The sequence below is a fragment of the Streptomyces venezuelae genome (genome assembly GCF_008642375.1).
Classification (GTDB): Bacteria; Actinomycetota; Actinomycetes; order Streptomycetales; family Streptomycetaceae; genus Streptomyces; species Streptomyces venezuelae_G.
The window spans coordinates 2,983,500-3,005,215 of record NZ_CP029194.1; the positions used below are offsets into that span (position 1 = coordinate 2,983,500).

Below are 21,716 nucleotides of genomic sequence, written 5' to 3' on the forward strand. Positions count from 1 at the left end.
AGTACGGTTGTTCTCCCCGTAACACTGCCACGCCCCTCCTCATTCCGAGACACCCGTTCCGATCCGCGAGACGATTTCGTCCCAGTAGCCGGGCAGCGAGTGGAATGGGGTGCTTTGCCCCGGACCCCCTGCGCGGTCGGTGAAGAAGATCGTCCCGGCGCCCTGCCAGCGGGCGATCCGCAGCGCCTCTTCGAGGTGCGTGCGCGGGACCCCGTGCACGAGGTGGACGAACTTCGCCTCCGGGTAGTCGGCGGTCCACTCCGCCACCTGCGACCAGCGGTAGTCCACCCAGGAGCCGGAGAAGGTGACCAGCTGGTCGGCGGTCTCCGCGTACCCCGGGTGGGGGTGGGTGCCGTGCCCGAGGACGAGGTGGGCCTCACCGCCGAGGACGGCCTCCAGGGTCGCGGTGAGCCGCCGCGTCCCGGCCAGGTCGGCCCGGTCGGCGGGGGCCCGGTCCAGGTAGTAGCCGTCCACCTTGTACCAGTCGAGGAAGCGGTGGGCGTCCGAGACCAGCTCCCCGAAGGGACGGGAGCCGTGCGCGAGGTCCAGGTGCCCGAGGACCCGGACCCCGGCGTTACGGAGCTTCCCCGCGGCCTCCAGGCAGTGCGGGTCGGGACGGCTGCCCGGGCCGTCCGCGACGTTGAGCACGGCCCAGTGCAGCGGGGTCCCCGGGCGGGTCAGCTCGCCCCACTCGACGGGGGCGAGCAGCGGGTGGGCGTAGCCGGGGACGCCCACCCCCAGGGCCTGGACCGCTCCCGTGGCCGTGGTCGTCGTCAGATGCGACACGCCGCCTCCATCCAGATGTCGGCGAGCGACTCCTCCAGGTTGATCCGGGGCCGCCAGCCGAGCCGGTCGCGGGCGGTCCTGACGTCGGCCTGCTGCCAGGGGCCGCAGCCGTCGGGGTACGGGTAGGGGGCGGAGGCCAGCTGGTCGGCGATGGTCCCCTCGGTGCGGGGTGCGCCGATCATGGGGCGCTGCGGGATGCCGTGCGGGGCGTCAAGCTCGTGGAGGTTGCCGGAGTAGCCGGCGACCCGGGCGAGCACGGCGGCGGCGTCCCTGAGCCGGACCGCGCGGCCGGTGCCGATGTTGACGACGCCCTGGGCGGCGGACAGGGAGGCCGCGTGGACGGCCCTGGCCACGTCCCGTACGTCGACGAAGTCGCGCTGCACACCGAGTCCGCTGAGCTTGAGCTCGCCGTCCCCCGCCTGCATCGCGCGGCGCATCGCCTCGGCGAGGCGGCCGAGGGGGGAGCCGGCGGGCGTGCCGGGGCCGACGGGCGAGAACACCCGCAGGACGACGGCGTCGAGACCCGAGCCGAGGACGAGTTCGGTCGCGGCCAGCTTGGACACGCCGTACGGGCCGCCGGGGCGGGGTACGGCGTCCTCGGCCGTGGAGGAGCCGGGCTGGCTCGGCCCGTACTCCGAGGCGCAGCCGACCTGGACGAGCCGGGCTCCGCAGCCGCTGCGGCGCAGGGCCTCGCAGACGGTGGCGACGGCGATGGTGTTGTGCCGGGTCAGCTCGCGGGCGCCGCCGCGGGTGGCGCCCGCGCAGTTGACGACGACTCCGGGGTGGACGGCGTCGAGGAAGCGGGTGAGCGCGCCGGGGCTGCCGGAGGCGAGGTCGAAGCGTACGTCGGCGTCGTCGCCGCGGCCGAGGGCGGTGAGGTGGACGGCCGGGTCGGCGAGCAGCCGGTCGGCGACGAAGCGTCCGATGAAGCCGTTGGCTCCGAGCAGTAGCACCCTCATCGTGCGGCCCCTACGTGCCGACCGGCCGGTCCTTGGGATGGAGGGGTCATGATCTTCGGTCTCCTTGCGGGGTGATGAGAGAGGTGGAAGGGGGCCCGCCCGCGGCGTCGGCTCCGCGGGTGAGCTGGGGGGGTCACTGGGGTCCTCAGGGGGTGGCGTGGGCCGAGGCCCGGGCGAGGGCGCCGGTCGCGTGGGCCAGCAGGCCGAGCGCGGCGGCGGCGCAGACGAGGGTGGGTACGGCCCCGGGTCCGGCGGCCTCGGTGAGGGCGCGCACGGGGGCGGCGAGCGCCTCGAAGCCGGGGGCGGGGACACGGGCGGCGAGGACGCTCGCGAGGGCGAGTGCCTCGGCGGCGCAGGCGGCGGCGAGCGCGGCCGAGGCCGTCTCGGGGAAGCCGTGCACGGTGAGGAGCCGGGCGAGCAGCAGGAGCGCGCCGAGGGCGAGGGCTCCGGGGCTGAATCCGGTGAGGGCCAGGAGCCCCGTGAGGGCGAGGAGCTGGAGCGTCACGGTGCCGAGGAGCAGGGGCCGGGCCTGGGCGGCGAAGTCCGCGAGTCCCCGGCTCTCGGCGATCCGGCGGCGGGCCCGGCTCGCGAAGAGGTGGGCGCCCCAGGCGGCGGGGGCGACGGCGAGGGCGAGGGCGAGGAGGGGACCGGGGGTGAGGTCCCAGGGCCCGTCGGGGCCGCCCGTCAGCACCTGCGCCAGGAGTCCGTCGCCGGCGACCGCGTACGCGAGGAGCCAGAGGGTCCAGAGGCCGGCGGCGGGCACGGTCCGGCCCCCGGGGGCGCGGAGCGGTCCGCGCCGGACGGCGAGGACGAGCGCCCCGGTGAGCGCGAGGGCCCCGGCGGTGCCGGCGGCGAGGCGTCCGGACCCGTCGGTGAGGGTGAGCCCGAGCCCGGCGAGCGCGGCGGCGGCGCCGGGCGCGAGGGCGGCGAGCACCCAGCGGGCGCGGACCGGCTCGGCGGGCGCCGGGGCCGGGGGCGTGCCGGTGAGGCGGGGCACGCGCGCGTACAGCTCCTCGGCGAGCGAGAAGACGTCGCGGTGCCGGAAGCGGGCGGCGGTCCGGTCCGTGAACCCCTGCGCTTCGAGCCCGGCGGCGATCTCCAGCGGGTCGACGGCGCGCTCGCAGAGCTCCCGGTGCCGGTGCATGAGCACCTTGACGGGGTCGGCGGTGCCGCGCCGGGGCCTGGGGGTGGAGGCCGAGGGGGCGGGCGCCGGCGCACCCGTCCCCTCGGCCGGCTCGGGGGCCTCGACGGCCGGGGCGAGGCCTACGGCGGCCGGGGCGCGGTCCGTCGCGGCCGTCCAGGCGAGACCGCGCTCGGGGGCGTCGGGTCGGTCGGCGCCTCCGGGGGCGGGCGCGTCAGCAGGTGGTGGTTCGGTGGTGACCGGGGCTATCCCGGCCGGCGCGGCGGCGCGGGGGCCCGGGGCGTCCGGTGCCGGAGGCGCGTCCGGGGCCGCCGGCACGCCCGGGGCCGTCTGCCCGTCCAGGGCCACCGGCGCGTCCGGCTGTTCCTCCCGGGCGGTCGTGGTGCCGGCCGGGGTCAGGGCCGGGGTGCCGAGGAGGGCTTCGGAGCGTGCGTCCCAGGCTCCGGGGCTCGTGGGTGCGGCGGGGCCGCGCATGGGGGTGCCTCCTTCAGGCATCGGGGGCTCCTGTGCCCGCGGTCACGGCCTGGTGCGTCCAGCTGCCGGGCACGTGGGCCTCGGCCGGATGGGCGAAGGGCACGCCGTCCCCGGGGCGGTGGCGCACCGGCGCGTGGGAGAGGAGTTCCAGGTAGATGCCGCGGAACGCGGCGAGGTTCTGTTCGACGGTGAAGAGTTCGAGCGCGCGGGCGCGGGCCGCGGCGCCCAGCCGGTGGCGGCGCTCGGGGTCCCTGAGCAGCGCGAGGCAGGCGTCGGCGAGGGCGCGCGGGTTGCGCGGCGGGACGACGAGGCCCGTGCCGCCGATGACCTCGACGACCGCGCCGACGTCGGTCGAGACGGTGGCTCGGGCGCAGAACATGGCCTCGACGAGGCTGGTCGGGAAGCCCTCGACGACGCTGGAGAGGACGACGACGGCGGCGGAGGCGTACGTGTCCTCCAGGGTGGGGGCCTCGGGGCCGCCGAGCTCCTCGAAGGTGACGGGGTTCTCGCCGACGGCGTGCGCGACCGGGGCCTCGTCGGGGAAGAGCTGCGCCGCGAAGCCCTTGCAGTGGGTGAGGTACGTGTCGGCGCACGGCTCGCCGGTGGGGACGGCGACGATCCGGAGCCGGGCGTCGGGCTGCCGGGCGCGGAGGTCGGCGAAGGCGTGCAGCAGCGCGACGAGGTCCTTGGCGGGTTCGACGCGGCCGACCCAGACGAGGGTGGCCGGATCGCCGCTCTCCTCGTCCTCGCCGACCTCGGCGAAGCGGTCGGCGGCGAGTCCGGGGTGGACGGTACGGATGCGGGCGCGGTCGGCGCCGCACTTCTCCTGCCAGCGGCGCGCGTGGGCGTTGCCGGGGGTGAGGAGCGCGGCCTGCCCGTAGGTCTCGGCGGCGAGCCGGCCGTGGAGGCCGGCGAGGAGGGCGCGCAGAGGGGCGGAGCGGTCGGCGGCGGCCGGTGAGAGGTAGTGGGCGCGGAGCCGGACGCCGTACTCGGTGACGAGGAGCGGTGTGCCGAAGAAGCGTTTGGCCAGGAGGCCGGGGAGGGCGGTCGTGCCGCCGGCGGTGGCGTGGCAGAGGTCGACGGCGCCGAGCGCCTCCTCCTCGTACCAGTCGAGGGAGAGCGGGCGCAGGGCGCGCTCAAGGTGGTCGGCGAAGGCGAGATGGTCGGGAAGGACGGCCGCCGCCGCGGTCCGGCGTGCGCCGGGGGCGCGGCAGGCGGATTCGAGGGCGCGGACGGCGTCGTCGGAGCGGAGCGCGCCGGGCAGTCCGCCGCTCTCGCGGGCGAGGTCGGCGAGGGCGTAGAGGCCGGTGGCGAAGGACGTCTCGTCGTGTTCGGCGCAGAGGCCGGTGGCGAGGGCGTGGAAGGCCTCGGTGAAGCGGCGGCGCTCGCGGCGGCCGTAGGCGCGGCGGGAGGCGCGGTCGTCGCCGAAGGCGGCCCGCTCGATGCGGCTCGGCACGGTCTCGGCGTCGGGGTCGGCGACGTCCCCCGTGCGGACGGTCCGGGCGTTCGGCGGCAGGGGCAACGGTCGCGACGAGGGCGGCGGGGTGCCGGTGGGGCCGAGGGCATAGAGGTCGAACTGGTGCTGCCCGAGCCCGTGCACGAGCCGTTCGCACCAGAGTCCGGCCTCACCGGTGGCGTACGGGTGGCCACCTTCCGTGAGCAGTCCGATCCGCACGAGCACACCCCCGATCTCCCTTGACGACGGCCACCGTTGGCCCGGCGACTCGCAGCGGGAAGAACGTAAGCGGAGATACCGGCGGTGCGACGGACGGTTGTCCGTCGCACCACCGGAAGGGGTGAATGCACGTAACTTTCCCACCCCGGTCGCGTTCGGTCGCGATACGAGACGGATCGGTTACGGAGTGTCAGGCGACGGCCAGTTCCCGACGCCTTCCCCGGCGCTCTGCCGCGAGGACCGGGTCGAGGGACGGGACGGCGGCGAGGAGCCGGCGCGTGTACGGATCCTGGGGTGCGCCGTACACCTCCTCGACCGTGCCCTGCTCGACGATCCGGCCGCCGCGCATGACGGCGACACGGTCGCTGACCTGGCGGACGACGGCGAGGTCGTGGGCGATGAAGACGAGCCCGAGGCCCAGTTCGGCCTGGAGCTCGGCGAGCAGCGCGGTCACCTGGGCCTGGGTGGTGACGTCGAGCGCGGAGACGGGTTCGTCGCAGACGACGACCCGGGGGCCGGCGGCGAGCGCGCGGGCGATGCCGACGCGCTGCCGCTGGCCTCCGCTGAACTCGTGCGGGTAGGCCGCGTGCCGGTCGGGTTCGAGCCCCACCCGGTCGAGCAGCTCCCGCACCCGGGCGCGGATCCGGGTCTCGTCGCGCTCCCCCGCCGCACGCAGCGGGTCGGCGATCGACTCGCCCACGGAGCGGCGCGGGTTGAGGGAGGAGACGGGGTCCTGGAAGACCATCTGGAGCTCGCGGCGGTACGGACGCAGCTCCCGGTCCGGCAGGGCGCCGATCTCCTTGCCCCCGTAACGGAGCCGGCCCCCTGTCGGGTCGAGGAGCCGCACGAGCATGCGGCCGAGGGTGGTCTTGCCGCTGCCGGACTCCCCGACGACGCCCAGGGTTTCGCCGGCGTGGACGGTGAGCGAGACACCGTCGACCGCGGTGACCGCGCGCTTGCCGCGCCCGAACTCCCGCCGCAGGTCGACCGCTTCGAGGAGCGGCTCGCCCGTGGGCGCGGGGACGGCGGGCCGCAGCGGCCCGTCGAGCCGGGGCACGGCGCCGAGCAGCCTTCGCGTGTACGGCTCCGACGGCGCACCCAACACCCCGTCGACGGGCCCGCGTTCGATCTCCCGGCCGCCGCGCATGACGAGCAACTCGTCGACGCTCTCGGCGGCGACGCCGACGTCATGGGTGACGAGGAGCAGCGCCGTGCCCGTCTCGCGCCGGAGCTCGTGGAGCAGGTCGAGGATCTGGGCCTGCACGGTGACGTCGAGGGCGGTGGTCGGTTCGTCGGCGACGATGAGCCGCGGCTCGCAGGCGAGGGCCATGGCGAGGAGGGCGCGCTGGCGCATGCCGCCGCTGAACTCGTGCGGGCGGGAGCGGGAGCGGCGGGCCGCGTCGGAGATGCCGACGCGGTCGAGGACCTCCACGGCGCGGGCCCGGGCGTCCCGGCGGGTGGCCCCGGAGTGGATCCGGTGGACCTCGGCGATCTGGTCGCCGACGGCGTAGTAGGGGTCGAGGGCGGACAGCGGGTCCTGGAAGACCATGGCGGCGACGCCGCCGCGCAGTCTGCGCAGCTCGCCCGGCCCGGCGGTGGCGACGTCGATGCCGCCGACGCGTACGGAGCCGGTGACCCGGGCTCCCGTCCCCCGGTGGAGGCCGAGGAGGGCGCCCGCGACGGTGGACTTGCCGCTGCCGGACTCGCCGACGAGGGCCAGGGCGCGGCCTTCGCCGAGGCTGAACGAGAGCCCGTCCACGGCCCGTACGGGATCGCCGTCCCGGTCGAACTCGACGGTGAGGTCCCGGACTTCCACCAGGCGGTCTTCGCTGTGCGGGGTCACTTCAGGACCACCCTTCGGTCGGCGGCGGCGTACAGCAGGTCGGCGACGACACCGGCGAGGACGACGGCCACGCCCATCACCATGACCACGCCGACCACCACCGGCAGGTCGATCTCGCGCACGCCGTCGATGAGGGTCTTGCCGAGTCCGGGGATGCCGAAGAGGGACTCGGTGAGCACGGCTCCGCCGAACATCGAGCCGAGGTCGACGGCGCTGATCGCGATGACGGGCGGGACGGCGCCGCGCAGGGCGTGGCGGGTGACGACGGCCCGCTCCCCCACGCCGTACGCGCGGAAGGTGCGGATGTGGTCCTCGGCGAGCGTCTCCAGGGTCGAACTCCGGGTGAGCCGCGAGTATTTGGCGGATTCGAAGAAGCCGAGGGTCAGCCAGGGCAGCAGCATGTTCCAGGCCCACTGCTCGGGGTCCTCGCCGAGCGGGACGTAGCTCGGGAAGGGCAGCCACTGGAGGTGGGCGCAGACGAGCATGAGGAGCAGGAGTCCGAGGATGAAGACGGGCGTGCCGGTGCCGGCGAGGGTGAGGACGGTGAGGATCCGCTCGGTCGGGCCGCCTCGGCGCAGCGCCGAGAGCAGTCCCGTGCCGACGCCGACGACGAGCCAGACGACGAGGGCGCCGAGGGCGAGCGAGGCGGTGGCGGGGAGCCGCTCCAGGACGAGCTGGGTGACCTGCTGGTCGCTCTGGTACGAGAGCCCGAGGCAGGGTGCGCCGCAGTGCGCGACGGAGGTGCCGGTGGAGTAGTCGCGGCCGACGAAGACGCCTTGGAGGAAGTGCAGGTATTGCGCGAAGACGCCTTCGTTCAGGCCGAGTTGCTCGCGCACCTGGGCGACCTGCTGCGGGTTGCAGCGCTCCCCGCAGGCGAGCCGCGCGGGGTCGCCGGGCGCCAGGTAGAAGAGGGCGTACACGAGGACCGAGAGCGCCAGGAGGACGAGCGCGGCACCCGCGAGCCGCTTGAGGATGTAGCGGGTCATCGGGAGTTCTCCCCGGGGGTGGTCATCAGGAGGTCTCCTTACGGGTGCCCACGCGCAGCCGGCTCGCCTCGCGCGGGTCGAGGGCCGTGCGGACGGCGTCGCCGAGGACGGTGAAGGCGAGCACGGTGACGAAGAGGAGTCCGGCGGGCAGCAGGACGTACGCGGGGTCGGCGCGGAACCAGGTCTGCGCGGTCGACAGCATCTGTCCCCAGGACGGGGTGGGCGGGGTGACGCCCACCCCGAGGAAGGAGAGGGACGCCTCGACGACCATGTTGGTGGGGACGAGGATCGCCGCGTAGGTGATGACGGGCGCGGCGAGCGCGGGCAGCAGTTCGCGGCGGGCGGTCCGCCGGCGTCCCGAGCCCGCGAGCCGGGAGGCGGCGACGAAGTCGAGGCTCTTGAGGGTGAGCGTCTGGGCCCGCACGATCCGGGAGGTGCCCGCCCAGCCGAGCAGGCCGATGACGAGGATCAGCAGCAGCGGGCGGGGGAAGTCCCGGGGGACGACGGCGGTCAGCGCGATGGCGAGGACCAGCATCGGCAGCGCGACGAGCACGTCGGTGATCCGGCCGAGGAGACCGTCGACCCAGCGGCTGCCGAGCCCGGCGGCCAGGCCGACGACGACGCCGAGGGCGACCTGGACGGCGGTGGCGCCGACGGCGACGAGCAGCGAGATCCGGGCTCCGTAGAGGAGGCGGACGAAGAGGTCACGGCCGGTGCCGGGTTCGACGCCGAGCCAGTGGTCGGCGCTCGCTCCGCCGAAGGAGCCGTACGGGACGCCGCCGCGGGCCGAGTCGACGAGGTCGTCGTGGTACGCGTACGGGTCCTGGCCCACGAGGGCGGCGAGCAGCGGCGCGGCGAGGGCGAGGAGGACGAGCAGGAGGAGGACTCCGGCGGAGACGAGGGCGGCGGGGCGGTTGCGGAGCCGCTGCCGGACCTGCCGGGCGGCGCCCGTGGCGGGGATGCCCGCCACGGGCGCCGACGTGTCGGTCGGAGCGGTCACTTGACCGAGACCTGCGAGATGTCGAGGACGCCGGTCCAGTCGCTGATGACGACGTTCTTGATGTCCTTGCCGACGAGCCGCTTGTAGACCGGGTGGAAGAGGGGCACGTCGAGGGCCTGCTCGCCGATCTTCTTGTCGAGGGCGCCCCAGCGGACGGCGGCGGCCTTGAGATCGGTCAGCTTGTTGATCTCGTCGATCTCCTTGTTGACCGCCGGGTCGTTCAGCTGCGCGTGGTTGTAGTTGGAGCCGTTGGAGACGATCTGGCGGCCGTCGAAGATCGGCGCGAGGAACGGACCGCCGGCCGGCCAGTCGGCGCCCCAGCGGGAGAGGAAGAAGCCGGGCGCGTCCTTGACGCTCCAGCGCTTCTCGTTGAAGGAGTTGGGCTCCTGGCCGTCGAGCTTCACCGTGATGCCGGCCTTGCCGAGGGCCTCCTGGACCGCGGTGGCGATCTCGGGGCTGGTGGTCCGGTTCTGGGCGGTGGAGTGCAGCAGCGTGACGGTGAGACCGTTCGGGAAGCCGGCCTCCTTCAGGAGCTGCTTGGCCTTCTCCGGGTTGCCGGTCTTCCCGGCCGGGAAGTGGTCGTACGGCGTGAAGCCGAAGGACTTCTGCTCGGGCAGGAAGGTGGTGGCGGGCTCGGCGAGCGCGGAGCCGCCGGCCGCGTTGACGACGCTGGTGCGGTTGACCGCGTACGAGATCGCCTGGCGGACCTTGGGGTTGTCGAAGGGCTTCACCTTCGGGTTGAAGGCGATGTAGTTGGTGAAGCCGAAGCGGCCGGTGCCGACGCGGGCGGCCAGTGCCTTGTCGGAGCCGATCTGGGCGAGCTCGGCCGGGCCGAGGTTGGTGTCGGTGGTGACGGCGGCGGCGTCGGCCCCGGAGGAGGTGGCGAGGCGCTGGTTGATGACGGCCTCGTCGAGGCCGGACCGGACGTCGACGCGGTCCGGGTAGGCCTTGCGCTCCTCGTCGGTCTTCGGGTCCCAGTGCTCGTTGCGCTCCAGGACGAGCCGCTCGCCGTCGTTCTCGTTCTTGACGACCTTGTACGGGCCGGAGGAGACGGGGTGCTCCTCGTACTTCGCGCCGGTGTCCTTGGCCTTGGGGACGGGGGCGAACTGGGTCTGCGTGGCGACGAAGGGGAACTCGCCCTCGGGCTTGCGCAGCTTGAAGACGATGGTCCGGTCGTCGGGCGTGACGACGGAGGCCAGGCCCTTCTTGTCCTTGTACGGGCCTTCGTACGTGTCGCCGCCGACGAGCCAGTCACGCAGGTAGGGGGCGCCGCCGGAGAGCTCGGCGGCGAACGAGCGCTCGATGCCGTACTTGACGTCGGCGCTGGTGATGGGCGTGCCGTCCTCGAACTCGAGGCCCTCCTTGAGGGTGTACGTCCACTCCGTGGCGTCCTTGTTGGGCCGGCCGAGGTCGGTGGCGAGGTCGGGGACGACCTTGCTGCCGGCCGCGCCCGCCTCGCGGTTGCGGGTGGTGAGCGTGCGGAAGACGAGGGAGGGGACGTTGCCGCCGCCGGAGGTGTAGAGGCGGGCGGGGTCGAAGTCGGACTGGGCCTCGCTGTTGAGGACGGTGAGCGTGCCGCCCTTCTGCGGGGTGCCCGCGGCCGCCTTGCCGGCGGCGCCTCCCTTGGCGCCGGTGTCCTCGGGTCCCGCGCAGGCGGCGGCGCCCGTGGCCAGGACGAGACTGACGGCGGCCGCTGCCACGCGGCGCGAAATGACGGACGATTGACGCATCGGAGAAGACCTCTCGGAGAACTGCGGGCGGGAAAAGGGAATTCCGCGCAGGCAGCGGCGAGCGGCGACTTCCGGGAGAAATGACGGAGCACCGGAACAGCACAGGGGAAAGCCGCGCCTGCGGGAGGAAACACCCGGGCGCGGAAAGGCGTCGGCGGTGACGTGAATGCGAAAGAGGGCCGACGTGCGCTCGGGTTGGCGTCAGCTACAGAGAATGTCGGCCACGGCGTGCCGGGTCACGCCGATGAGCGCCAGCTCAATGGCGGCGCGATCGAAGGCGACGTGACGGTGCGACATGCCGAGAAATATGAACGAACGCACGAGCGATGTCAACGCGCAATACGGGATTCCCGAGACGCGCGTCTCACCATGTGATCATCGCTCGGCGGACGCGCGCTCGGCACGCCGCCCGGCGCGCGATGACCGTGGGACCGGACGGAACATCAACTTCCGGGATACACCCAGGGGTTGGGGCGGCAGGCGATTCCGTCGACCTTCAGCGACTTCGTCTGCTGCTGCATCACGGGCGCGAGCGCGCCGGGAGTCGCGCAGCTCACGTGCCCGTGCCCGAGCCGGTGCCCGACCTCGTGGTTGATGAGCATCTGGCGGTACGCGTACATGGCCTTGGGCCCGAAGGTCTCCGAGCCCTGCGCCCAGCGGAAAGCGTTGATCATCACGCGCTCGGTGCTGGCGGAATCGCAGGACACGTTGTCGACCGTCGTGTCGAGTCCGGACTTCCGGCACCACTCCCCGGTGGTGCCGGGGCTCGCGAGGGTGATGACGAACTGGGGCTCCCCGGAGGAGATCCGCTCGAAGGTCATCGCGCCCTGACCGGCCCAACTGCGTTCGTCGTTGAGCGTCTTGTGCACGGCCGAGGCGAAAAGCCGGGCGTCGAGCCCGATCCCCTTCTCGACGTCGATCCGATAGCGGACGAGGCGCCCCTTGCCCGGCGCCTTCTGGAAGCCCGGCACGGCCTCGAAGTCCCCGGAGCCGGTCAACTTCGGGTCGATCGGGAACTGACGCGTCATGAGCTGCTCGTACGTCGGCGCCGGGGCCGAAGCGGACGCGGACGGCGCGGCAGGGGCGGCGGTCGACGGGCGTGACGGGGTGACCCGGTCGTCGGAGCGGGAGGCGGAGTCGTCGCCCTCGGCCCGCTCGGCCGGCCCGTCGGCCGCGTGGGCGACGCTCGGCGCGTCCGCCCGGTCGGCGACCTGTCCGGCGACGACGACGGCGAGGACGGTGGTGACGGCGGCGGCCGCGATACCGGTCAGGGTGCGGCCCTTGAAGGTCCGGCCGGCGGACCCGTCGACCGGGGTCCCGTCGCCGTTCTCCGTGCCGTCGTCCGCGCCGGCCGCGCTCTCGCGCCGGGGTCCGGGGATGAACGGCCCCTGAGGGTCGGCCTGTTCGGCCACATGCGTGTCCTGCTCGGGCGCGGCGGCCCGGTGCGAGCCGCGCCGGTGGCCGTAGCCCTCGGGCCGCGGCCCGGCGCCCTCGTCGTGCTGCGGATGGCCGCCGCGTACGGGAGTGGTGCCGTAGGCGGGGATGCCGTACGCGGGCGTGCCCGGGGTGCCGTGCGCGGGGGTGTCGAAGACCCCGCCGCCGTACCCCTGACCGCTGGAGGTCCGACCGCCGTAGCCCTGACCGCCGTACGACTGGGGTCCGGACGGCTGCCGGCCGTACGACTGGGGTCCGTACTGAGGCGCCCCGGACTGCGGGGTCCCGTACTGCGGGGTCCCGTGCGCCGGTGTCCCGTACTGCGGTGTCCCGTGCGCCGGCGTGCCGGTGGCGTCCTGGCCGTCGCCCGGCGCCCTGCGCCGGCGTCCCGTCCCCCCGGCCTGTCCGGGTGCTTCCCCGGTCTGCCCGGTACCCGCCGTCCGGGGCTGTCCGGCCGCGCCCTGCGCCGCCGTCCCCGCCGTCCGTCCGGCCGCCGCGCGCTGCTCGGTGCCGGGCACCGAGGGCGCGGGGCCCTTGCGACTATGTCGTCCCACGCCCCGGATCAGCTCCCGCCGTCTTCGGCGATCAGTTCCCGCGCGGCCTGGGCGACCGTCTCGGGGTACTCCATCATCGCCACGTGCCCCGCCTCCGGCAGGGTCAGCAGGCGCGAGCCACGGAAGGCGGCGGCCGCCTTCCGGGCCATCCGGTACGAGACGAGCTGGTCGCGTCCGCCGTAGACGAGCAGCGTCGGCGCGAGCACACGCTCGGCCTGCCGCCACAGTCCGTGCTGACCGCCGAGCGTGTAGGCGTCGACGATGCCGCGCGAGGAGCGGGCCATCGCGTCCCAGAAGTACGGGAGCTCCAGGCGCCGCTCCATCTCCTCGACGGCGTGCAGGAAGCCCTCGTCGGTGACCCGGCCGGGGTCCCCGTAACAGAGCGAGAGGACTCCGCGGACCCGCTGCTCGGGCGTCCAGTCCCGGGAGAGCTTCGCGAAGAGCGAGGCGACGCCGGGCACCGCGAGCAGCACGGTGGGCCAGGCGGTGCGCTGGGCGCGCAGCTCGGGCAGGGCCGGGGAGATCAGCGTGAGGGTGCGGACCAGGTCGGGCCGGACGGCGGCGACGCGGGTGGCGACGGCGCCGCCCAGCGAGTTGCCGAAGAGGTGGACGGGTCCGCGTCCGCCGGCGTCCAGGAGCCGGATGACGGCCCGGGCGTGCCCGGTGACGGAGTAGTTGCCGTCGTCGGGCGGCGGGGAGTCGCCGAAGCCGGGCAGGTCGACGGCCTCGCCGTCGACCTGGTCCGCGAGCAGCGGCATGAGCGGCGACCAGTTCTGCGAGGAGCCGCCGAGGCCGTGGACGTACAGCGCGGGCGGCAGACCGGCGCGGGCGCCGGGGCGGGCGCGCACGGTGAGGGTGAGTCCGGGCAGGGCGACGGAGCGGAGCTCCTCGCCGTCGGCGACCCGTACGGGGCGGATCCGCGGCGCCTGCGGTGCGGCGGCGGTCCGGGTTTCCGGCAGCTCGGTCGAGGGCATGGCCGCAATATTACGAGACGATCACGCGAGGGCGTGTGTGGGTGCCGTCACAAGTGCGTGTGCGGCGGGGCGCGTGTGCTCCTACGCTCGAAGTGAGGGCCATCGGAGAGGACCGCGACCCCGCGCGCCGGAAGGAACCGCATGACTGTCGATCCGACCGAGCCGGACACATTCGCCGAGGAAGAGGACGCCGTGCTCGACCAGGAAATCCCCGAGGCCGACGCGGCCGAGCAGCACACCGAACTGCAGCAGCGCGAGGACGAGCACCCCACTCATATCGAGCACGAGTCGGCGACCGAGGCCGACGCGTCCGATCAGGCGCGTGTCGTCGCGCTCGACGAGGACGACTACCGCTGATTTGTTCGGTTTAATCTTGAATCGACTGTCGACCAGGGCGTCCGGTCCATGAAATTCTGCGTTCGCACCGCGCACAGCCGGGTTACCCAAAAGTACGATGGCGACGCGGCGCGACAGCGCGCATGGATCGATTCTTGGGAGGCCGCGTGAGCGCCATCGAGCAGACAGAGGCAGCACGCCCTCGGGGCACGCGCCTGCCGCGACGTGCCCGACGGAACCAGCTGCTCGGCGCGGCCCAGGAGGTCTTCGTCGCCCAGGGGTACCACTCGGCCGCGATGGACGACATCGCCGAGCGCGCGGGCGTCAGCAAGCCCGTGCTCTACCAGCACTTCCCCGGAAAGCTGGAGCTCTACCTGGCCCTGCTCGACCAGCACTGCGAGTCCCTCCTCCTGGCGGTGCGCACGGCCCTGGCCTCCACCACCGACAACAAGCTGCGCGTCGCGGCCACGATGGACGCCTACTTCGCGTACGTCGAGGACGAGGGCGGCGCCTTCCGGCTCGTCTTCGAGTCCGATCTGACCAACGAGCCCGCGGTGCGCGAGCGCGTGGACCGGGTCAGCCTGCAGTGCGCCGAGGCGATCTCCGACGTCATCGCCGAGGACACCGGGCTCTCCAAGGACGAGTCGATGCTGCTCGCCGTGGGGCTCGGCGGAGTCTCCCAGGTCGTCGCCCGCTACTGGCTGTCCAGCGAGTCCAAGATCCCCCGCGAGAAGGCCGTGGGCCTGCTGACCTCGCTCGCCTGGCGCGGCATCGCGGGCTTCCCGCTGCACCCGGCCGAGGGCCAGCTGAGCGCCGAGGGCCACTGAGCCGCGTCACCGGCCCCTCCCCGTCCCGGTCCCGGTCCCGGGGCATTCCCTCGGGCTGTTCGCTCCTGGCGTGCCGCCGCTGAGCCGTACGCGTCCCCTCACCGGGCTAATGTGTGCAGCGTACGGCGCGGAAGTCGCGCAACGCTGACCGTTCGGAGGGACATAGCCGTGGAGGTCAAGATCGGCGTGCAGCACGCACCCCGGGAGATCGTTCTGGAGAGCGGGCAGTCCGCCGAGGAGGTGGAGCGCGCGGTGGCCGACGCTCTGGCCGGCAAGGTGCAGCTGCTCAGCCTCTCGGACGAGAAGGGCCGCAAGGTCCTCATCCCGTCCGAGAAGATCGCGTACGTGGAGCTCGGCGAGCCCGCCGTGCGTCGGGTGGGCTTCGGCGCCCTCTGAGTCCCGGATCTACGGGAAAGGCCCGGCGGACCGTCACGGTCCGCCGGGCCTTTCGTCTGTCCCCCTGCGGCCGAACGGCCACGTCAGGGGGTACGGGGAGGATTGCCGTCCGAGCGCCGGGGGTAGGAGGGCTACGACCGCAACACCCGCCCCGCAGCACCCGCGAGGTGATCCGCCGTGTTCCTGGAAGCTCTCGGTTCCGCTCTGCTCGGCTTCGCCCTGGCCTGGGCCGCCGTGCACCGGCTGGCCGACCGCCTCCCCTCCCGGGGGACCGTCCTCATGACCGGCGCGCTGGGCGGCGTCTTCGGCGCGCTCGTCACGCACGGGGCACTGGGCCCCGGTCACTTCCTCGCCACCCTCATCGGTGCGGTGGCGGTCGCGGCGGTGCTGCTCTCCCTGCTGATCCGCCCGGCCTCGCGCAGGCTGCGGCGATCAGCGGCGGCGTGAGCAGCGCCGCTCGGCGACGTAGAGGAAGCCTCGGACGTACGAGAGGCCTCGGACGTACGAGAGGCCTCGGACGTACGAGAGGCCTCGGACGTACGAGAGGCCTCGGACGTACGAGAGGCCTCGGACGTACGAGAAGCTCCGGACGTACAGGAGAGCCCTAGGCGGCCAGGCCGAGGGCGGCCATGCGCTTGGTGTGGGCCTCGGTGATCCGGGAGAACATCCGGCCGACCTCGGCGAGGTCGAAGCCGTCCGCGACACCGCCGACCAGCATCGTCGACAGCGCGTCGCGCTCGGCGACCACACGCTGGGCCTGCGAGAGCGCCTCGCCCATCAGGCGGCGCGCCCAGAGGGCGAGCCTGCCGCCGACGCGGGGGTCGGCGTCGATCGCCGCACGGACCTTCTCCACGGCGAAGTTGCCGTGGCCGGTGTCGTCGAGCACCGACAGGACGAGCCCGCGGGTGTCGGAGTCGAGCCGGGCCGCGACCTCCCGGTAGAAGTCGCTGGCGATCGAGTCGCCGACGTACGCCTTGACGAGGCCCTCCAGCCAGTCCGACGGCGCGGTCTGGCGGTGGAAGTCGTCGAGCGCCTTGGCGAAGGGCTCCATCGCGGCGGTCGGCTCGGCCTCGACGGCCGCGAGCCGGTCCCGCAGCTGCTCGAAGTGGTGGAACTCGGCGGTGGCCATCTTCGCCAGCTCCGCCTTGTCCGCGAGGGTCGGCGCCAGCTTGGCGTCCTCGGCGAGCCGCTCGAAGGCCGCCAGCTCTCCGTAGGCCAGCGCGCCGAGGAGGTCGATCACGGCGGCGCGGTACTGGGGCTCGGCGGATGCCGTGGCCCAGTCCTCGGCGGCGATCCCGGTCGGTGTGGCGTTGTCAGGCGTCTCCATGGAGCGCACAATAGCCCGCTCCCGCCGCCGGGAAGGCCCTGGTCAGTCAGTGTGACCGTGCCCTCATCACGTTTTCTCCCAACACACATGCACGATTCCGGGGTACAGTGATAAAGCGCCTGCTGAGTATGCGGACATGCTTTCGCACGTTCGGACGTACACGGTGGGCCGACTCATGAATGAGGATGCCCGGTCGGTGGCCCGATCGGCTCCGGCCCGACAGCCCTTCCGGCGGACCCGCGGAAGGGTCACCTCAGCGGTACGACGCTCGAGCGACGGCAGTGGTCCCGTGCCACCTGGCCGGCTGTGATCTCCCCAGATCCGGCAGCCAGTGTTCCGGCACGGTACGACCCCCAGCGTTCGCCTCGTACCGCGTCCACAGAAGAGGCAGCACCCTGACTACGACTTTCCGAGAGCTCGGAATCCTTCCCGAGACGGCCGAGGCCCTTGAGGCCGTCGGTATCGTCAACCCCTTCCCCATCCAGGAGATGACCCTCCCGGTCGCCCTCACCGGCACCGATGTCATCGGCCAGGCCAAGACCGGCACGGGCAAGACCCTCGGTTTCGGTCTCCCCATCCTGGAGCGCGTGACCGTTCCCGCGGACGTCGAGGCCGGCCGGGCGAAGCCCGAGCAGCTGACCGACGCCCCGCAGGCACTCGTCGTCGTCCCCACCCGTGAGCTGTGCCAGCAGGTCACCAACGACCTCCTCACCGCCGGCAAGGTGCGCAACGTCCGCGTGCTCGCCATCTACGGCGGCCGTGCGTACGAGCCGCAGGTCGAGGCGCTGAAGAAGGGCGTCGACGTCGTCGTCGGCACCCCCGGCCGCCTGCTCGACCTGGCCGGCCAGCGCAAGCTCGACCTCTCGCACGTCAAGGTCCTCGTCCTGGACGAGGCCGACGAGATGCTCGACCTGGGCTTCCTGCCCGACGTCGAGAAGATCATGAACATGCTTCCGGTGAAGCGCCAGACCATGCTGTTCTCGGCGACCATGCCGGGCGCGGTCATCGGCCTCGCCCGCCGCTACATGTCGCAGCCGACGCACATCCGCGCCACGTCGCCCGACGGTGAGGGCGCGACCGTCGCCAACATCAAGCAGCACGTCTACCGCGCGCACAACATGGACAAGCCGGAGATGGTCTCCCGCATCCTCCAGGCCAACGGCCGCGGGCTCGCGATGATCTTCTGCCGTACGAAGCGCACGGCGGCCGACATCGCCGAGCAGCTGGAGCGGCGCGGCTTCGCGTCCGGCGCGGTCCACGGCGACCTCGGCCAGGGCGCCCGCGAGCAGGCGCTGCGCGCCTTCCGCAACGGCAAGGTGGACGTCCTCGTCTGCACCGATGTCGCCGCCCGCGGCATCGACGTCGAGGGTGTCACCCACGTCATCAACTACCAGTCGCCCGAGGACGAGAAGACCTTCCTCCACCGCGTGGGCCGCACCGGCCGCGCCGGTGCGAAGGGCACGGCCGTGACGCTGGTCGACTGGGACGACATCCCGCGCTGGCAGCTCATCAACAAGGCGCTGGAGCTGGACTTCCACGACCCGGTCGAGACGTACTCCTCGTCCGCGCACCTCTACGAGGAGCTGGACATCCCGGCGGGCACCAAGGGCATCCTGCCCCGCACCGAGCGGACCCGTGCGGGTCTGGGCGCGGAGGAGCTGGAGGACCTGGGCGAGCCCGGCGGACGCCGTGGCCGCGGTCCGAAGACCGACCGGCCCGAGCAGACGGAGGAGCGTCCGGCTCGTACGCGGACCCCGCGTCAGCGCCGGCGCACCCGTGGCGGCAGCGAACTCGGTGACGCCCCGGCGTCGACGGCTCCGGCCACCGCCGTGTCCGCCGCTCCGGCCGCTTCGGTCGCCGCGGTCGCCTCGGTGACCGAGGACGCCCCGGCCGAGTCCGGTCCGCGCACCCCGCGTCGCCGTCGCCGCACCCGTCCGGGCGGCCCCGGCATCGCGCAGGTCGCCCAGGCCGCTCCCGTGGCCCAGGTGGCTCCCGTGGCCCAGGCCGCTCCGGTCGTGGAGGCCGCCCCGGTCGCCAAGGCCGATCCGGCCCCCGTCGCCGAGGAGCCGAAGGCTCCCCGTCGCCGTGCCCGCGCCGCCCGTCCGGAGGCCGTGACGGCCGCGCCCGTCGCCCCGGCCCCCGTGGTCCAGGAGGCTCCCCCGGCCCCGCGTCGTCGCCGTCCGCGTGTGCGGCCGGTCGAGGACACCGTCTCCTTCCAGACGGTCGAGACCGCCGCAGCCGCCCTGCGGAACGCCCGGGCCGTCGAGGCGCCTGCCGCCCCGGTCGTCGAGGCCCCCGTGGAGGCCCCGGCGGAGCCGAAGAAGGCGCCGCGTCGCCGGACGGCCAAGAAGGCCGTCGCGGAGCCGGTCGTCGAGGCCGTCGCCGCTCCGGTGGCCGAGCCGGTCGTCGCCGTCGAGGCCGTCGCCGAGGTCACGGCCGAGGTTCCCGCCCCGCGCCGTCGCCGCGCGGTCCGGAAGGCCACCAATGACACGGTGACCGTCGAGGCGCCTGCGGCCGAGGCCCCGGTCGCCGAGCCGGTCGTCGAGCCCGTCGCCGCGCCGGTCGCCGAGGAGGCCCCCAAGGCTCCCCGCGCCCGCCGCACGGCCCGCAGGCCCGCCGGTTCGCCGGTCACGGCCGAGGCCCCGGTGGCCGAGATCGTCGTCGAGTCCGTCGCGGCCCCGGTGGCCGAGGAGGCTCCCAAGGCCCCGCGTGCCCGCCGTACCGCTCGCAGGCCCGCCGGTTCCCCCGTCACGGTCGAGGCCCCGGTGGCCGAGGTCGTCGTCGAGGCGGTCGCGGCCCCCGTGGCCGAGCCGGTCGTCGAGCCCGTCGTCGAGGAGGCCCCCAAGGCCGCCAAGGCCCCGCGTGCCCGCCGTACGACCAAGAAGGCCGCCGCCGAGGTCGTCGCCGAGTCCGTCGAGGCCCCCGTGGCCGAGCCGGTCGCCGAGGAGGCCCCGAAGGCTCCCCGTCGCCGCACCACGAAGAAGGCCGTCGCCGCCGAGGCGCCCGACGCCTCGGAGCCGAAGAAGCCGACGCGTCGCCGTACGACGAAGAAGGCCGCTGCCGCCGAGGTCGTCGCCGCGTCCGTCGACGCCCCGGCCGTCGAGGAGGCCCCGAAGGCTCCGCGTCGCCGCACCACGAAGAAGGCGGCGGCGGCTCAGCCCGAGAGCTGACCCCGCCCCCTCACGGCCGTGCGGCCCGGTCCCTCCCAGGGGCCGGGCCGCACGGCCGTTCTCGTCGGCCGCTCCGCACGGCCGCCGGTCCCCGGCGCCTGCGTCGCGTCCCCGCTCACGCCGTTACAGTCCAGATATGAGCAAGCCCCGTTCCCTCGCACTGCCGCCTCGCACCCGTGCCCGCCGCCTGGTGACCGCGCGGGGCGACTTCGCCGTCCTCGACGCGACTCCCGAGGGCGAGCGGCGCGGGACGGTGCTGCTGCTGCCCGGGTACACCGGCAGCAAGGAGGACTTCCTGGCACTGCTCGGGCCGCTGAGCGAGGCCGGGTACCGTGCCGTCGCGGTGGACGGGCGGGGCCAGCACGAGAGCCCGGGCCCGCGCGGCCGGGCCGCCTACCGGCGCAGGGCGCTCGCGCTCGACGTGGTCGCGCAGGCCGCCGCCCTCGGGGACGGCCCCGTCCATCTGCTCGGCCACTCGTTCGGCGGCCTCGTCGCCCGCGCCGCGGCGACGCTCGCGCCCCGGGCGTTCCGCTCGCTCACCCTGCTCTCCTCGGGGCCCGGCCGGGTCGCGCGACCCCAGCGGATCCGGGTCCGGGTGCTGCGCGGCTCGCTGGCGCTGCTGTCGAAGGAGCGGGTCTGGCAGGCGACGCGCTGGCTGGACAGCCGGGGCGAGGAGCCGGGCGCGGTCGACGCACCGGAGCTCGTGCGCTTCCTGCGGCGGCGCTGGATGCGGACCCGGATCGCCCAGCTCTCGGGCGCCGGCCGGCTGCTCCTGAAGGACCCGGACGGCACGGCGGAGCTGCTCGCACTGCGGATGCCGCTGCACATCGCGTACGGGGCGGACGAGATGGTCTGGCCCCCGGCGGAGCTGGCCGCGGCGGCGGCCCGCACCGGCGCGCACCACACGGTGGTCGAGGGCGCGGGCCACTCCCCGAACGTGTCGCACCCGCGCGAGCTGACGGACCGGCTCACCGGCTTCTGGGAGCGGGCCGCAGCCCGCGCGGAAGCCGGCGCCGCAGCACCGTAGGGAAGGCCCCCGCCCCGTCCTTCAGTACTGCGTCTTGAGGTGCTGCCAGAAGCCGTCCCGCAAGGCGCGTCGCAGGGAGGCGTGCCCGCGCAGGGAGCGGCTGAGCAGGCGCTCCGCCTCGACGAGCAGGTCCTGGTCGACGGGGCCCGGGAGGTAGGGGGCGCCGGGCAGGAGCTCGGCGAGGCGGTCCCGGCCGCGCTCGGCGAGCCAGGTCGCGGCGATCTGGGCGCCGACGAAGCGGACCTCCTCGCGGGAGGGCGGCGGCTCGCCCTCGTTCTCGTACGTCGTGACGGGGCGGCGGGTGACGTACGGGCGGCAGAAGTCGAGCTCGAAGGTGCGCTGGCTGTCGACCTCCCAGAGCAGTGCCTCGGCCTGGTTGCGGCCCTCGGCCGCCTCGATGCCCCAGAGGTGGACGCGGGCCCCGTAGCCCTGCGCGGCCTCGACGGCCGAGACGAGGTCCTCGTCGCCGCCGACGAGGGCGGCGTCGCTGATGGCGCGGTGGCGGGCGAGGGACTCCAGATCGGTGCGGATCAGGGAGTCGACGCCCTTCTGCTGGTTGTTGGCGTTGAGGTTGCCGAGGCGCACCTTGACGTCGGGCAGCTCTGCGATGGCCTGCTGCTCGGGGGTGTGGATACGGCGCCGGGCGCCGTCGTACCAGTAGACGCGGAGCAGTCTGCTGTCCGCGAAGATCGTGCGGGCCTTGTCGATGAAGGCCTCGATCAGGCCCTCGGCGTCGAGGTCGAAAGAGCGCCGGTCCTCGGTGCCCGTCACCAGCAACCCGGCCGCAGCATGGACGTAACCCGCGTCGACGAAGATGGCGTGGGTGGACGGGGTCTTGGCCACCTCGGCCAGCATCCGCTGGAGAAGTTCGTTGGTGCGCTCCACACGGGCGTCGAGCGTGTTCAGGCGGGCGTCGAGCGCATGGGCGTCGGTGGGCACGTCGGCGAGTGCGCCGGTGGTGACGTCGGCGGGTGCTTCGGCGGGTGCGGGGGTGGTCTCTGCGTCGTTCATACGGGGCTCATTCTCCGCCGCCCCGGGCCCTGCCGCCACACCCTCCTACCCGCCAGTAGTTAGCCA

General features: G+C 74.1%; 19 protein-coding genes. 6 read left to right on the plus strand and 13 right to left on the minus strand.

Features of this window, described 5'->3' with window-relative positions:
- Positions 1–39: 39 nt before the first annotated feature.
- The 11 genes from DEJ46_RS13175 to DEJ46_RS13220 form a co-directional block, all read right to left on the minus strand.
- The gene (locus DEJ46_RS13175; protein ID WP_150266303.1) at positions 40–786 is read right to left on the minus strand and encodes a spherulation-specific family 4 protein; all 747 of its coding nucleotides are present in this window, start codon (positions 784–786) and stop codon (positions 40–42) included.
- Positions 774–1,745, minus strand: a complete 972-nt coding sequence (locus tag DEJ46_RS13180) for an NAD-dependent epimerase/dehydratase family protein (RefSeq protein ID WP_150266305.1) — start codon at positions 1,743–1,745, stop codon at positions 774–776. The genes DEJ46_RS13175 and DEJ46_RS13180 overlap by 13 nt, the downstream gene beginning before the upstream one ends.
- Positions 1,746–1,890: 145 nt before the next feature.
- Positions 1,891–3,360 (minus strand): hypothetical protein, encoded by a 1,470-nt coding sequence (locus tag DEJ46_RS13185; protein ID WP_190622612.1) that lies wholly within the window; start codon positions 3,358–3,360, stop codon positions 1,891–1,893.
- A gap of 13 nt (positions 3,361–3,373) precedes the next feature.
- On the minus strand, positions 3,374–5,035 hold the full coding sequence (locus tag DEJ46_RS13190) for a glycosyltransferase (protein WP_150274386.1): 1,662 nt from the start codon (positions 5,033–5,035) through the stop codon (positions 3,374–3,376).
- A gap of 190 nt (positions 5,036–5,225) precedes the next feature.
- Positions 5,226–6,878: a dipeptide ABC transporter ATP-binding protein gene (locus DEJ46_RS13195; protein WP_150266307.1), complete on the minus strand. Its 1,653-nt coding sequence runs from the start codon at positions 6,876–6,878 to the stop codon at positions 5,226–5,228.
- Positions 6,875–7,864 (minus strand): ABC transporter permease, encoded by a 990-nt coding sequence (locus DEJ46_RS13200; protein WP_150266309.1) that lies wholly within the window; start codon positions 7,862–7,864, stop codon positions 6,875–6,877. Before DEJ46_RS13200 ends, DEJ46_RS13195 begins: the two co-directional genes overlap by 4 nt.
- Positions 7,865–7,889: 25 nt before the next feature.
- Positions 7,890–8,864: an ABC transporter permease gene (locus tag DEJ46_RS13205; RefSeq protein WP_190622614.1), complete on the minus strand. Its 975-nt coding sequence runs from the start codon at positions 8,862–8,864 to the stop codon at positions 7,890–7,892.
- On the minus strand, positions 8,861–10,594 hold the full coding sequence (locus tag DEJ46_RS13210; RefSeq protein ID WP_150266311.1) for an ABC transporter substrate-binding protein: 1,734 nt from the start codon (positions 10,592–10,594) through the stop codon (positions 8,861–8,863). The genes DEJ46_RS13205 and DEJ46_RS13210 overlap by 4 nt, the downstream gene beginning before the upstream one ends.
- Before the next feature lie 201 nt (positions 10,595–10,795).
- Positions 10,796–10,891, minus strand: a complete 96-nt coding sequence (locus DEJ46_RS40760; protein ID WP_317598890.1) for an Ms4533A family Cys-rich leader peptide — start codon at positions 10,889–10,891, stop codon at positions 10,796–10,798.
- 146 nt (positions 10,892–11,037) lie between these two features.
- On the minus strand, positions 11,038–12,582 hold the full coding sequence (locus DEJ46_RS13215; RefSeq protein WP_150266312.1) for a DUF3152 domain-containing protein: 1,545 nt from the start codon (positions 12,580–12,582) through the stop codon (positions 11,038–11,040).
- Positions 12,583–12,590: 8 nt separating this feature from the next.
- Positions 12,591–13,556, minus strand: a complete 966-nt coding sequence (locus DEJ46_RS13220) for an alpha/beta fold hydrolase (protein ID WP_150266314.1) — start codon at positions 13,554–13,556, stop codon at positions 12,591–12,593.
- A 141-nt stretch (positions 13,557–13,697) separates the two neighbouring features.
- Here DEJ46_RS13220 and DEJ46_RS13225 point away from each other — a divergent pair, with 141 nt between their 5' ends.
- From DEJ46_RS13225 to DEJ46_RS13240, 4 genes are all read left to right on the plus strand, one after another.
- Positions 13,698–13,913 carry a hypothetical protein gene (locus tag DEJ46_RS13225; RefSeq protein ID WP_150266315.1) on the plus strand — a complete coding sequence of 72 codons (216 nt, stop codon included), beginning with the start codon at positions 13,698–13,700 and terminating at the stop codon, positions 13,911–13,913.
- A 146-nt stretch (positions 13,914–14,059) separates the two neighbouring features.
- Complete coding sequence (locus tag DEJ46_RS13230; protein ID WP_150266317.1) at positions 14,060–14,719, plus strand: TetR/AcrR family transcriptional regulator; 660 nt, start codon at positions 14,060–14,062, stop codon at positions 14,717–14,719.
- Positions 14,720–14,887: 168 nt separating this feature from the next.
- Positions 14,888–15,115 (plus strand): DUF3107 domain-containing protein, encoded by a 228-nt coding sequence (locus tag DEJ46_RS13235; protein ID WP_150266319.1) that lies wholly within the window; start codon positions 14,888–14,890, stop codon positions 15,113–15,115.
- Between the two features lie 177 nt (positions 15,116–15,292).
- Positions 15,293–15,562 (plus strand): hypothetical protein, encoded by a 270-nt coding sequence (locus tag DEJ46_RS13240; RefSeq protein WP_055641460.1) that lies wholly within the window; start codon positions 15,293–15,295, stop codon positions 15,560–15,562.
- A 157-nt stretch (positions 15,563–15,719) separates the two neighbouring features.
- Here the strand turns inward: DEJ46_RS13240 and DEJ46_RS13245 are convergent, their stop codons facing one another.
- Positions 15,720–16,442, minus strand: coding sequence for a ferritin-like fold-containing protein (locus DEJ46_RS13245; RefSeq protein ID WP_150266320.1), 723 nt, complete (start codon positions 16,440–16,442; stop codon positions 15,720–15,722).
- Positions 16,443–16,930: 488 nt separating this feature from the next.
- Between DEJ46_RS13245 and DEJ46_RS13255 the strand changes: the two genes are divergently transcribed.
- On the plus strand, positions 16,931–19,612 hold the full coding sequence (locus tag DEJ46_RS13255; RefSeq protein ID WP_150266324.1) for a DEAD/DEAH box helicase: 2,682 nt from the start codon (positions 16,931–16,933) through the stop codon (positions 19,610–19,612).
- A 136-nt stretch (positions 19,613–19,748) separates the two neighbouring features.
- Entirely contained in the window at positions 19,749–20,639 is an 891-nt protein-coding gene (locus tag DEJ46_RS13260) for an alpha/beta fold hydrolase (protein ID WP_150266326.1), read from the plus strand.
- Positions 20,640–20,660: 21 nt separating this feature from the next.
- Here DEJ46_RS13260 and DEJ46_RS13265 read toward each other — a convergent pair whose 3' ends face one another.
- Positions 20,661–21,494, minus strand: coding sequence for an NYN domain-containing protein (locus tag DEJ46_RS13265; protein ID WP_223835462.1), 834 nt, complete (start codon positions 21,492–21,494; stop codon positions 20,661–20,663).
- Between the last annotated feature and the right edge of the window lie 222 nt (positions 21,495–21,716).

Bases quoted from the DNA above. Each gene is read 5' to 3' on its own strand.
- DEJ46_RS13180 (WP_150266305.1), bottom strand. From the start codon at position 1,745: ATGAGGGTGCTACTGCTCGGAGCCAACGGCTTCATCGGACGCTTCGTC.
- DEJ46_RS13185 (WP_190622612.1), bottom strand. From the start codon at position 3,360: ATGCGCGGCCCCGCCGCACCCACGAGCCCCGGAGCCTGGGACGCACGC.
- DEJ46_RS13200 (WP_150266309.1), bottom strand. From the start codon at position 7,864: ATGACCCGCTACATCCTCAAGCGGCTCGCGGGTGCCGCGCTCGTCCTC.
- DEJ46_RS13210 (WP_150266311.1), bottom strand. From the start codon at position 10,594: ATGCGTCAATCGTCCGTCATTTCGCGCCGCGTGGCAGCGGCCGCCGTC.
- DEJ46_RS40760 (WP_317598890.1), bottom strand. From the start codon at position 10,891: ATGTCGCACCGTCACGTCGCCTTCGATCGCGCCGCCATTGAGCTGGCG.
- DEJ46_RS13220 (WP_150266314.1), bottom strand. From the start codon at position 13,556: ATGCCCTCGACCGAGCTGCCGGAAACCCGGACCGCCGCCGCACCGCAG.
- DEJ46_RS13225 (WP_150266315.1), top strand. From the start codon at position 13,698: ATGACTGTCGATCCGACCGAGCCGGACACATTCGCCGAGGAAGAGGAC.
- DEJ46_RS13245 (WP_150266320.1), bottom strand. From the start codon at position 16,442: ATGGAGACGCCTGACAACGCCACACCGACCGGGATCGCCGCCGAGGAC.
- DEJ46_RS13255 (WP_150266324.1), top strand. From the start codon at position 16,931: ATGACCCTCCCGGTCGCCCTCACCGGCACCGATGTCATCGGCCAGGCC.
- DEJ46_RS13260 (WP_150266326.1), top strand. From the start codon at position 19,749: ATGAGCAAGCCCCGTTCCCTCGCACTGCCGCCTCGCACCCGTGCCCGC.
- DEJ46_RS13265 (WP_223835462.1), bottom strand. From the start codon at position 21,494: ATGCTGGCCGAGGTGGCCAAGACCCCGTCCACCCACGCCATCTTCGTC.